We start from the raw sequence: 11,641 nt of genomic DNA, 5'->3' as shown, positions 1-11,641 counted from the left end.
TCACCCGCTTTTCTTTTGTTGTTGATCGTAACGCTCGGTTTTGTACCATTTTACTTCTTGTTTGAATAAACGGCTCTTTGTCTCTACAAATAAAGAGTACACGACTAGCGCAATCCATACTTGAGAATAAGTGAAGTACATGAGCGCCACAATGAGTATATTTTGTTTGGTGAGCTCTGTTTTCTCAATGCTTAATGTAATCATCACTTCTGTTAGAAAGAGGAAGAAGGCCAATCCCCACAGGATCAGTGCAACAGCTCCTACAGATAAGTGAAGGTCAACAAATAGGTTCACGATAAAGATCCCATTTGAGAGCAGGACACCGAAGAAAAATAAGAAATACGTAAAGAAGAAATAAAACAAATCGAAAATCATTCGTTTTCGTTTCAGCTTCATAAACTGCTTTAAAAATTTGAGTACAACATATTGATTGCCTCGTGCCCAGCGTGTTCTTTGCCGCCACCAGACTTTCCACGTCTCAGGCTCTTGTTCCCAAGTGATCGCTGCCGGGAAAAATCGAATGACATAGCCAAGGTTATAGACACGAATCGTTAATTCGGTGTCCTCAGCCAGCGCATGAACATCCCAGCCGCCAAGTTCTTCTAAGATGTGCCGGCGGATGGCGAAGTTGGTGCCTGGTATTGTCGCAATGCTAAACCACTTCCATCTTCCGCCCTGCGCCATCCATTGGAAGCAGATGGTCTCAATATTAATAAATTTGGTCAGGAGATTTTTGGCTGCATTGATGACCCTGAATTTCCCGACAACAGCGCCTGCCTTTGGGTCGTTCAATAAACCAAGAACCAAGTGATAGACAGCCTTTTGTTCAGGCATGTTATCTGCATCGTATACGCAGATAACTTCTCCTGTTGAAGCCTTTAAGCCTTCATTTAGTGCAGTGGATTTTCCCTTTCCTGCAAATGGCGGCTTTGTTTCAATCATATGGACATGATCATATTGATCACTGAATGACCGCACGATGTCCGCTGTGCCATCGGAGGAATTGTCATTAATCACAATGATTTCAAGGAGATGTTTAGGGTAGGATAGCTGGACCATTGCTTTTAGCGTTTGCCGGATGACAACTTCTTCATTATGAGCAGGAATCAGAATGCTGACGGTCGGCAGCTCTTTCCCTTGTTTCGTCCATTCAGGCAGCACTTTTTCGTAGGTCAGGTAGTGCTGAAAGCCGCCCTGCATGAGAAACATGTGGTATAGGAGCATGATCCAAATCAGTATTAATGAAAGATAAAATAAGACATCAGCCACCTAGTTTTCTCTCCTTAAAAATTCGTTTTTTCATTGTCAGTCTTAAATACAATGTGTAAAAAGCAAATGCCGCAATAAACAGCATCACCACGACTGTGAGAATTCGCAGCATATTTTCCATGCCGCTTCGTTTGACTGTTTTGGTTTCTGCTCTATTGGATTGTTCTACTTGAATATGTCCATTCCCTGATGTTTTGATCTGTACATGTGATGTTTGGACCGTCTGTTTTGTTTTCTTTAAATCCAGCCATTCACTAGAAGGAATTGCATCCATCTGCGTCATCAGATTTTGCAGTCCATCTATTCCTGATTCCACATTATAGGACAGCCCGATTGCGGCTGATTGAAGATGCTGGATGGATTGAATCTTTTGCTCTGTTAAAATATTTGAACCTTCTTGGTCAGATGCTGGCTCTACTGATTGCTGAGGATATAAGGTCATGCCGTGAAGCATAGCGGGTTTCGTCACCAGCGGCGGAGCACCGGCTGTTTTCCACGTATGATCCGACAACTGTACCTGTCCAAACAGACTGGACATATGCCTTGATATCACATCGTAGCCTTGTTGGGATATGGCATCATGCGGCACCTCGAATGCCAGTGGATATAGACCTTGCTGCGCAAGAAGCTCAATGCCCTTTGTGATTTTTTCTTCTGTATAGATGATTTCTTGCTGCTGATTCGATCTCGTATAAGCATGGAAGTCTTTTTCATTCGAAAAATGGCTTTCACTTTGCTTCTTCTCAGCTTTTTTTGGATCATTTGACGTAATAGACTGATCATTCTTTGCATCCCAGAACTCAAAGTCCTGACCAGAATCCTCCGTTCGGTACGTACGGCTAAATCCATGAAGAATGATGCTGGCTCCATTGCTTTGCAATTGTTTTAACACTTTTACGAGCTGCGGGCGGTCACTCAGTGTCACTTCATCACCTGTTGTTCGATCCACCCATACAGGGGTTACCGCTATCAGAAACGGAATATGCCGAGTGGATACGTATTGTCCAAGCTCAAGCAGCTTCTTCTCGTCAGAGACAGGACTGATGTTCCCAAGCCTTAAGTACTTTGTGGTCAGTTGATGAGAAGAAGGCAGGCGTTTTTCCAGCACTTCTGCAAGCAGCTCGTTCTGCTGCACGACATTTAAGATGCCAATATAGTCGGCACCTTCCTTTGTTTGGATCACAAATGGAAGATCAGCTTCATGCTTCTTCAATAAAAATTCACTTTGCAAGTCTGCCCCTTGAACCGTTAACGCACTGATACTTTTCTCTAGCTGACGGTAAGTTTGATCATCTGTATATTTGATTTGACTCGTGTGATCTTGTTTGTGAAAAGTAAGATTGGAGAATGGGCGAAGCTGTTCCGCATTGTATCCAATGGCTATTACCTTCTGTGCTTCATTCATCATACGAATGGTCTGTTTCGGTAAGGTTCTCTTTATTTCTCCTAGGTAGATGACTTGCTGAAATTCACTGATCTTCTTTTCAGCCAAATGTTCATCAGATACAATCGTCGTCTTTGTTGAAAAATGTCCGGCGAGTAGATCCAGCATATGCACTGCTGGAGTCGCTTCCCCCGATTCTGTCGAATAAACGATCAGGGTATCTGACTTGGCAAGTGCGTCGGCTGAAGCCATGTATTTAAAAGAAAGAATCAAAAAAAGAGCAAGCAGTAAACAGCATTTCATCAAAGAATTAAAGTTCATTCATCATCATCTCTTTTTCTAGTTCTTCTAAAAATTGCTCTGGCGTACGATAATCCGAACTGCTTGTTAAATGACAGACATGAAAAGTCAGGGTGACTTCACGACCGTTTAACAGCACATGCTTTTGCAATTTATCTTTTAGCTTCTCAAGGACGACAGAGACATTCTCTTCTGGTGTGTGAGTAAGCAGCAAGCCTATTCGTTCTTCGGATAATCGAAATTTCTTATCAGTTTCTCTGACACTTTCGCGAATCTTGATACTTAATTGCTGAAATAGGTGCTGCATTTCTTTTTCTCCATATAACGATTTGAATTCCGCTGCATAATGGATATGAAGAAGGATAAAAACGAATGGCTGTTTGTAACGTTCTGCCCGTTTCATTTCCTCGGATAATTCCAGCTTCATCCGATCTGCATTGTCAAATCCAGTTGTCGAGTCAATCGCCACAAATTGTTTCATCGCCTGCTTTTGTTGTTCAATGGTGTGACGCATCGTCTTGATCCGCTCATGCAAGCTTCCTGCTGAAATCGCGAAAAAGAGAAGGGCTACGCCCCAAACCACCACATCCTGCAATGTTCGATTAGAAAATAAAGGATTTGTGTGGCCGAGCTCTGTAAAGAACATAGCACTTCCTATAAAGAACAACATCAGCAAGGTAAAAATTAATGCTGGTAAGATGCCAAATAAAATCCCGCATCCTAACACGACAAAAGTCAGTGTGATCATCAAAAAGCTCTCTGCATCATGCAAGCCAAGGTAGCTCATAAACAAAATAAGACCTGCAAACGTGAGGAGCAGAGAATAATATAAACGATACGTATTACTGAATAACCGATTCATTAAAAAGCTCCCTTTCTGCAATGAGAGGCAATAAGTTGTCAAATGAGTGTGTGTCTTTTTCGTTCATGTATCCTCCATAATAATCCTTGAGAGGATCTTGAATTTGTAATTCTTTCATGCGGTCATAGACCTCTTTTGCGAATTCTGGTTCGTTTCGTTTAAGAGCATACAAGATGACCAGTGCATATACAGAAGGCGATTCATACGTCACTGATGGCTGCAATGTGCTAAGTTTATATCTACCGTACAGCTTTCCTTCTTTTTTAAAAGTCGTTTTCAGCCATTTCATGATCGCGGACGTACTCACCTTTGCACGATCGGCATGTAGAGCCGTATAGAGTTGATCAATCATATTGATTTCTCGATCAAATGAATAGGCTTTTTTCTTTATATCATAGGATTTAGGAAAGAATCCTTTTTTTCTCGGTGCTTGTTTTAGAATGGTCAATTGGTTACTCGTCATTTGTTTCGTGAATATTTTGAGGGATTCCAATTCTTTGATTGCTTTTGGGTCTAAATATGAGAGTGTGATTGTGTGTGAAGTTCGGTTTGTTGACGCATCATAATAATCGGACAAGATGCCTCTATACATATTCTTGTCTTTTAACGCTTGTGCGATTTCTTTTGCTGTGGTTTGATACGCTGCATTCTTCCATAAACGATCTGCCTTTTGAAGTGCCGCCACTACCCGTAAGTCATCAACTAGAGCATTGGCTTTACTTTTTTGATCAGATTCGATTTGCCAGCTGAGAAGATGATCATCTAGTAAAAATTCATCTTGCAGGACACCAAATTGTTGGTCAAAAGAATTTTGGTCTTTTTTTCGAACAAGATAATCCATCCAAAGTCCAAGCGACTCAGATAAGTAGATGTGCTGCTCTGCTAATGAAGTGCGAATCATGCCTTGATCTGTCATGAGGTGATGAGTGATAAAATATTCTCCAGGCAATACAGGCTGTGGAGATACTGGATCAGCTAATTCCTTCTGCTGTTCCCAGGTACATCCGCCTAATAAAAAAACAATGAGTAAAACAATAGCCGTGCGATGTATGGCTGTAACCATTCGTGTCCCCTTTCAACTCCCGTTCTCTTAGCATCCAACGATTTATTATAGAGTGTTTTTGTTAAAATTTAAATAAATATTTTATACCAAATTACGAGTCTTTTTGCATACATATTCCCATTTTCAGAAAAACCATATGCCGATATACTTGATTGCACAGAAAAACCCATGCATTTCAGCATGGGTTTATATACTACTATTGATCTAATTTTAATTTCTTTAATTGCTCAGCCAGTGCGTTATTGATTGGTTCTTCCACTTTCTTTTGTTTCTTCATATATTTAGACACATCGTGCTTACTGGCTTTCTTTTGATTGGATTGTGATTTGCGTTTTTCGAAAACAGACAGTTTTTCTCTATGGCCGCACACACAAGCAAAGATTTTACCATCACCTTCTCCGCGCAGCTCGAGCTTTTTATGACAGTTCGGGCAGCGTGCGTTTGTTTTCTTCGCTACATTTTTACGGTGGCCGCATTCTCGGTCTTGGCACACGAGCATTGTGCCATGTTTTCCGTTCACTTTCAGCATAAGTTTTCCGCAGTCAGGACAATGGGTGCCAGTGACATTGTCATGCTTAAAGGTTTGATTCGTTTGTTTGATTTCAGATACGGCTTGTTTTGCATAGGACTTCATTTCACTCATGAATTGAGAAGCCTTCAGCTGTCCTTTTGCGATTTTAGAAAGCTTTTGTTCCCATTCCGCTGTTAACGCAGGAGACTTTAAGTCTTCAGGCACTAAGGAAAGCAGCTGTTTCCCTTTCGATGTGATGAAAATGTCTTTGCCCTTTTTCTCGATTAAGAAGCTGTTGAACAGTTTTTCAATAATATCGGCTCTTGTGGCCACTGTTCCTAGTCCGCCTGTTTCACCGAGGGTTTTCACTAAGTCCTTTTCCTGATTCTGCATAAATGCCGCTGGGTTCTCCATAGCAGATAGCAGAGTTGCTTCATTAAAACGGGCAGGAGGTTTCGTTTCTCCATTTGTTTCTTTCAGCTGGCGTACTTCAAGTGACTGCCCTTCTGAGAGCAGCGGCAGATGCTGATCTGCTTCGGCTGATTCCTCGTCTTCATAGGAATCATCATACACGGCTTTCCAGCCGGCTGATTGTACGGTTTTTCCTTTTGCCGTGAACGTTTCACTGCCTATCTTGGCAATCACCGTTGTTTCCTCGTATTCAAAAGGATTCATGAGTACAGCAAGGAATCGTTTGGCAATAAGATCATATAATTTACGCTCTTTATCACTTAGTGCACCAGGATACAGCTCTTCCTCGGTTGGAATGATCGCATGGTGATCTGACACTTTTGCATCGTTGACGAAGCCTTTGTGCGCTTTCACGCCTGATTGTAAAATGCGGTTCACATGCTGTGCGTACGGTCTGACGTTCATTCCTTTTAAACGATCTTTTAATGTAGGAACGATATCCGCTGAAATAAATCTTGAATCTGTACGCGGATATGTCACAAGCTTATGCTGCTCATACAATCGCTGAAGCGTAGACAAGGTTTCTTTTGCTGAGAAGCCGTAGCGTTTATGTGCATCACGCTGCAATTCAGTCAGGTCATACAGCCCTGGAGCAAAAGCTTTTTTCGCTGTTTTTTTCAATGCATCGATCACTGCTGGTTTTCCTTTGCAGCCTGCCAAACGCTCTTTTATGACATTCTCTTGGAATGTGCGGTTTTGCTTTGTTTTGGCATCCTGCCATGTCAACGTAAGCCCATCTACTTGTGCAGTCATTCCATAGAACGGCTTCGGCTGAAATTGCTGAATGTCTTCTTCTCGTTTGGCGATCATGGCAATCGTTGGTGTTTGTACCCGTCCGCAGGAAAGCTGTGCATTGAACTTGGTCGTCAGCGCTCTTGTTGCGTTGATCCCTACAATCCAGTCTGCCTCTGCACGTGCAACAGCCGAGCGATACAGATTATCATATTCTCTGCCATCTTTTAATCGTTTGAAGCCTTCTTGGATGGCTTTGTCCGTAACAGATGAGATCCATAGTCGTTTCAGCGGCTTTTTCACATGCGCTTTTTCAAGGATCCATCTTGCGACTAGCTCCCCTTCACGTCCAGCATCTGTTGCGATGACAATATCTTTTACATCTTTTCTTGCAAGCTGCGCTTTCACTGCTTGGAATTGCTTTCCTGTCTTTTTCATGACGACAAGCTTGAGCGGCTCTGGAATGATCGGCAAATCCTCTAAACGCCAGGATTGAAATTCTTTTCCGTAGCCTTCTGGATCAGCCAGTGTGACCAAATGGCCAAGAGCCCACGTCACAATGTATTGATCTCCTTCTAAAAAACCATTTCCTTTTTTATGACACTTCAGTACACGTGCTAAGTCACGTCCTACTGAAGGTTTCTCTGCTAATACAACTGTTTTTGACACTAGATTTCACATCTCTTTCTTCTATCCATCCTTTTATTATAGCAGACGTGGAGATGCGGTTCTAATGACGGATTATTTCTTCAAGCGCTTGATGATTTCGTTGGTGATTTCTTGTGTTTGATAGGCTCCGCCGATGTCTGCTGTTAAAAAGCCGTCTGCTGTGACTGACTCGATGATTTCGAGCAGGTGTGTGCCCAGTTCTTCTTCTCCGAAATGATCAAGCATGAGTTTAGCCGTCCAAATTTGACCGATTGGGTTGGCAATCCCTTTTCCTGCAATGTCTGGGGCTGATCCGTGTACAGGCTCAAACATGGACGGATATTTACCATTCACATTGATGTTGGCAGCAGGCGCTACGCCAATACTTCCCATAATGGCGGCTCCAAGATCAGTCAAAATATCGCCAAATAAATTACTGGCGACAATCACATCGAATTTCTCAGGTCTTGTCACAAAGAAGGCTGAGAGAGCATCAATGTGCTGCGAGTCTGCTCTCACCTCTGGATAATTCTTTGCTACGTCTTGAAACACTTCATCCCAAAATGGCATTGTATGAACGATTCCATTCGATTTGGTTGCACTTGTCACATGCTTTCTTCTCTTTTTTGCTAATTGAAAGGCAAAACGCATGGCTCGCTCTGTCCCTTTTCTGGAGAAAACAGCATTTTGAATGGCAAGCTGATCTTCTCCTTGATAGATACGGCCCCCAATTTCACTATATTCACCTTCACCGTTTTCTCTTACAACAAGAAGATCGAAATCCTTTGGCTGAGCAAGCGGTGAGCGAATGCCGCTCAGCTGTTTTGCAGGTCTAACGTTGATCACCTGCTCAAATTCACGTCTAATTTTAATGAGCAATCCCCAAAGTGATACATGATCCGGCACTAAATTGGCATCTCCGACGGCCCCTAAGAAAATGCTGTCAAAGGCTTTTAGTTGTTCCAATCCATCCTTTGGCATCATTTCGCCATGCTCTAAATAATATTCACAGCTCCACGGAAAATCCTGAAAGGTGAAAGATAGACCGCCATGCACCTCTGATATCGCTTTCAAAACTCGGATGGCTTCAGGCACAACTTCCTTTCCAACTCCGTCTCCTGGTATCGCTGCAATTGAAACATGCTTCATTGATTTTTCCCCCTTTGTCATCGGTCGACCGTCGACCGTTTAATTTGAGTTTACTAAAGAGTGCCTGTTCTTACAATGGACAAAAGACGCTTTTTGATCAAAGCGCCTTTTTATCCTGCACCAGTATCGGGGACTTCTGTTTCTTTCTTCCCGCACCTTTTTTATCTGAAAGCAGCAAACCTCCTAAGGTCAGTACCGTTCCTAGTGCCGACATGAAGGTCAGACTCTCGTGAAGAACGATCATTGAAATGATCATCGTGATAATGGGCACTCCATAAATATACACACTTGATTTCACCACACCGATCGTCTTCACGGAAAAACTCCATGTCAGAAAACAAATAGCTGATGCAAAGACGCCTAAAAACAGCAAGTGGAAGGCAAACGATGGATTCGTGAACCGCTCCCAGTCTAAACGAATCTTAAAATGCCAGATCAGCGGAATCATCCATAGCAGCCCGTAAAAGAAGACACGTCTTGTCACCTGAATAATATGGTAGCCATATTGATTGATCATTTTCGATAAAATGGAATAAAATGCCCAGACGATGGTAGCCATAAATGCTAAAGCATCACCGAGCGGATTCAATTGGAACGTCGTCATCCCATTAAAGCTAATCAGTACAATTCCCATCATCGCGATGAAAAAGCCTATGAAAAAGCGGCTGTGCAGCGGCTCATCTTTTAATAAAAAATAAGACAATAGAAAAGAGAAAAATGGGACAACGGAGCTGATGACACCTGCATTCGAAGCGAACGTATAGGTAAGTGCAACATTTTCTAAAAAATAGTATAAGACCACACCGCATAACCCTGCGAGCGCAAACATCCCTTCATGCTTTCTACGCTGCACCTTCATGGTGACTGGATAAATAATCATCAGGGTAAGGTACCCAAGGAAAAAACGAAAAAATAAAATCTCTGTCGGAGAAAAAGCCGTTAATAATATTTTGGTTGATATAAAGGTAGATCCCCATAAAAAAATGGTGAACATGGCTGCTAGATGACCAAGAAGCTGTTTATTTTTCATTTTGCTGTTACCTGCTTTTCAAAAATTTGCTGATACTGCCCTGGCGTAAGCCCAATAAATTCCGAAAAGAAATGAGTCAAATGACTTTGATCAGAAAATCCAGCGGCAGCAGCTACATCTATTGGCTTCATTCCTTGGGCGAGAAGCTCCTTCGCATAGTTCACCCTGATTGTCTGTAAATAACGATACGGCGTAATTCCTCTGAACTTTGTAAAAGCACGCAGCAATGAATATTTGTTCATGGACACGAGCTCACCTAAGTCATCTAACGATATATTTTCCGTGAGATGTGTTTCAATATATTGCTGTACGTCTTGGACTTTTTGTTCATTGGCATTGGCATTGGCATTGGCTGCTGATGCTTTTTCCTCTGGTGTATCAGAATAGGTTTCGATCAACTGCTTCATCAAAAAGTAAAAGGCTTCCTGTTTATTCAAAGCAGGAGCTTCTTCTGTGATCATTTGATGAAGATCATATAATTGCTTTGCTAGTTCACTTTGTGAAACCACAGGGGCTTTAAAATGCGGCTTGTGCTGAAAGATCTTCTCCAGCAACTCTGGTTCAATATTTAAGCTGCGATAATCTAGCGGCTTGTGATCAAATTGTTCACATCCGTGATTATCGTACGGATTGAAAAGAAGGATATCTCCTTTTCCAATGATGTATTCTTGATTTTGGCAGAACATACGTCTTTGACCGCCTTCAATAAATCCAATCACATAGTATGTATGAAAATGTTTTGGGAACTTTTTGATGATGGCATGAAAGCGATACGCCTCTATTTGCAAGTCCTGGTCAAAATGGACTGTTCGTTCCTCTAATGTTCTCATGTCGATCCCCTCTTTTCACTGAACTCATTATTAGTGTAGCACACCCTTTTTCTCTTGGATTGTACGATATTGACTTTTCGATGCAGGCTTGCCTAGAGGGAAAAACTTGGATAACATGAGACAAAAGATGATGTACAAAAGAGGGAATGATGAGATGAATTCATTCGAGATGGAAAGACCAACACCGTACCACATGCAATTTTATGAACAGCTGAAGCAAATGATTTTTGATGGCCAGTTTCAGCCAGGAGAGCGCATCAATGAAACGCAGCTGGCCAAGCAATTTGGCGTAAGCCGTTCACCTGTAAGAGAGGCGATGAGGCTGTTAGAAAAAGACGAGCTTTTAATCGCGGATCATCGATCAGGCTATTCCGTCTATACGTTAACAGAAAAAGATGTCGAGGAGCTCTATCAAATTCGGGTTGCCTTAGAAACACTTGCTGTTGAGCTTGCCTGTAAGGAAGCCACGCAAAGAGAAATGGATGAAATTGAGCAGGTTCTCACGGAGGCGGACGAAGCGATCAAGCAGGAGCTGCCATCTAAAGAGATCGTCCAGTTACATGAATCCTTTCATCAAAAAATCATTTTGGCGAGTCACAATGACCGTTTATCCAAACAATTGAATCACGTGAATGCACTCATTCACTATTGCCGCATTTTCCATTTTAGCGGCGGGGCTCGTGCTGAAACCATTCAAAGAGAGCATGCAGCGATCTATTCTGAAATAAAAAAGCGCCGCTCCACAGAAGCGGTTCAAGCAATGACTGAGCATTTATTACATGATGTGATGCACTTAAAGCAAGTACTCTCTGAAACAAACAAACAGTAAAGGACTTTTCCCATTTTTTAAGCAATCCATGAACATATTTTGAATTTTTCGTAGATTTCAGCATGTCCAGACGATCTTTCGTTTATATTAGAAGATGAGAAACTAGCTTTTATACAGGAGGATTTGTATATGCATACAAGTATTAGCCGTCTGCGACAGGCGGGTTTTATTGAGGGTATGTCTCTTTTAACCCTTCTTTTAATTGCCATGCCTCTAAAATATTTTGCGGATATTCCGATGGCAGTCACCATTGTAGGCTCTCTTCACGGCGCATTGTTTGTCATCTATATACTCATTTTGGCATATGTGACATTTAAAGTTCGCTGGCATTTGAAATGGTCCATCGCCGGTTTTTTTGCGGCATTCATTCCTTTCGGCAATTTCGCCTACGATAAGGTGCTCCGCCAATATGATACAAAAGCTTAATAGAAAAAGCGTTCCTAAAAGGAACGCTTCAGATTGTTGACAAAGGGCTAAAATGATTTTGATTTTAGCCCTTTGTCTTCTTTTCAGCGTGATAGAAAACCTTTGCAGTCTAGGAAGGACGGCTACCTTTGCGGAGC

Annotated in this window: 10 protein-coding genes; 2 read left to right on the top strand and 8 right to left on the bottom strand. The window is 42.1% G+C overall.

Going from position 1 to position 11,641, the window contains the following annotated elements; genetic code table 11:
• The 8 genes from QR42_RS02445 to QR42_RS02410 all read right to left on the bottom strand — a co-directional run bounded on the left by QR42_RS02445 (position 1) and on the right by QR42_RS02410 (position 10,249).
• Positions 1–1,224 carry a glycosyltransferase family 2 protein gene (locus tag QR42_RS02445; protein WP_442852928.1) on the bottom strand — a complete coding sequence of 408 codons (1,224 nt, stop codon included), beginning with the start codon at positions 1,222–1,224 and terminating at the stop codon, positions 1–3.
• Between the two features lie 37 nt (positions 1,225–1,261).
• The gene (locus QR42_RS02440; protein ID WP_039176660.1) at positions 1,262–2,974 is read right to left on the bottom strand and encodes a DUF2334 domain-containing protein; all 1,713 of its coding nucleotides are present in this window, start codon (positions 2,972–2,974) and stop codon (positions 1,262–1,264) included.
• Complete coding sequence (locus QR42_RS02435) at positions 2,964–3,815, bottom strand: GGDEF domain-containing protein (protein ID WP_039176658.1); 852 nt, start codon at positions 3,813–3,815, stop codon at positions 2,964–2,966. Before QR42_RS02435 ends, QR42_RS02440 begins: the two co-directional genes overlap by 11 nt.
• Complete coding sequence (locus QR42_RS02430) at positions 3,796–4,878, bottom strand: glycosyl hydrolase family 8 (protein WP_039176655.1); 1,083 nt, start codon at positions 4,876–4,878, stop codon at positions 3,796–3,798. Before QR42_RS02430 ends, QR42_RS02435 begins: the two co-directional genes overlap by 20 nt.
• Positions 4,879–5,074: 196 nt before the next feature.
• On the bottom strand, positions 5,075–7,261 hold the full coding sequence (locus QR42_RS02425; protein ID WP_039176652.1) for a DNA topoisomerase III: 2,187 nt from the start codon (positions 7,259–7,261) through the stop codon (positions 5,075–5,077).
• A gap of 72 nt (positions 7,262–7,333) precedes the next feature.
• Entirely contained in the window at positions 7,334–8,389 is a 1,056-nt protein-coding gene (locus tag QR42_RS02420) for a tartrate dehydrogenase (protein WP_039176648.1), read from the bottom strand.
• 97 nt (positions 8,390–8,486) lie between these two features.
• Complete coding sequence (locus tag QR42_RS02415; RefSeq protein WP_039176645.1) at positions 8,487–9,419, bottom strand: DMT family transporter; 933 nt, start codon at positions 9,417–9,419, stop codon at positions 8,487–8,489.
• Positions 9,416–10,249, bottom strand: coding sequence for an AraC family ligand binding domain-containing protein (locus QR42_RS02410; RefSeq protein WP_039176642.1), 834 nt, complete (start codon positions 10,247–10,249; stop codon positions 9,416–9,418). The genes QR42_RS02415 and QR42_RS02410 overlap by 4 nt, the downstream gene beginning before the upstream one ends.
• Before the next feature lie 154 nt (positions 10,250–10,403).
• On the opposite strand from QR42_RS02410, the gene QR42_RS02405 reads away from it, so the two are divergent.
• Both QR42_RS02405 and QR42_RS02400 read left to right on the top strand, forming a co-directional pair.
• The gene (locus QR42_RS02405) at positions 10,404–11,078 is read left to right on the top strand and encodes a GntR family transcriptional regulator (RefSeq protein ID WP_039182989.1); all 675 of its coding nucleotides are present in this window, start codon (positions 10,404–10,406) and stop codon (positions 11,076–11,078) included.
• Between the two features lie 129 nt (positions 11,079–11,207).
• Positions 11,208–11,504, top strand: a complete 297-nt coding sequence (locus tag QR42_RS02400) for a DUF3817 domain-containing protein (protein ID WP_039176638.1) — start codon at positions 11,208–11,210, stop codon at positions 11,502–11,504.
• Positions 11,505–11,641: the final 137 nt, after the last annotated feature.

The sequence above is a fragment of the Bacillus sp. WP8 genome, assembly GCF_000800825.1.
In the GTDB taxonomy this organism is placed as follows: Bacteria; Bacillota; Bacilli; order Bacillales; family Bacillaceae; genus Bacillus; species Bacillus safensis.
The sequence above is the reverse complement of the archived record's forward strand: the minus strand, read 5'-3'. Positions and strand labels throughout refer to the sequence as shown.

Coding starts and splice junctions, on each gene's coding strand:
- QR42_RS02435 (WP_039176658.1), bottom strand. CDS start 3,815: ATGAATCGGTTATTCAGTAATACGTATCGTTTATATTATTCTCTGCTC.
- QR42_RS02445 (WP_442852928.1), bottom strand. CDS start 1,224: ATGCTCCTATACCACATGTTTCTCATGCAGGGCGGCTTTCAGCACTAC.
- QR42_RS02415 (WP_039176645.1), bottom strand. CDS start 9,419: ATGAAAAATAAACAGCTTCTTGGTCATCTAGCAGCCATGTTCACCATT.
- QR42_RS02400 (WP_039176638.1), top strand. CDS start 11,208: ATGCATACAAGTATTAGCCGTCTGCGACAGGCGGGTTTTATTGAGGGT.
- QR42_RS02410 (WP_039176642.1), bottom strand. CDS start 10,249: ATGAGAACATTAGAGGAACGAACAGTCCATTTTGACCAGGACTTGCAA.
- QR42_RS02405 (WP_039182989.1), top strand. CDS start 10,404: ATGAATTCATTCGAGATGGAAAGACCAACACCGTACCACATGCAATTT.
- QR42_RS02420 (WP_039176648.1), bottom strand. CDS start 8,389: ATGAAGCATGTTTCAATTGCAGCGATACCAGGAGACGGAGTTGGAAAG.
- QR42_RS02430 (WP_039176655.1), bottom strand. CDS start 4,878: ATGGTTACAGCCATACATCGCACGGCTATTGTTTTACTCATTGTTTTT.
- QR42_RS02440 (WP_039176660.1), bottom strand. CDS start 2,974: ATGAACTTTAATTCTTTGATGAAATGCTGTTTACTGCTTGCTCTTTTT.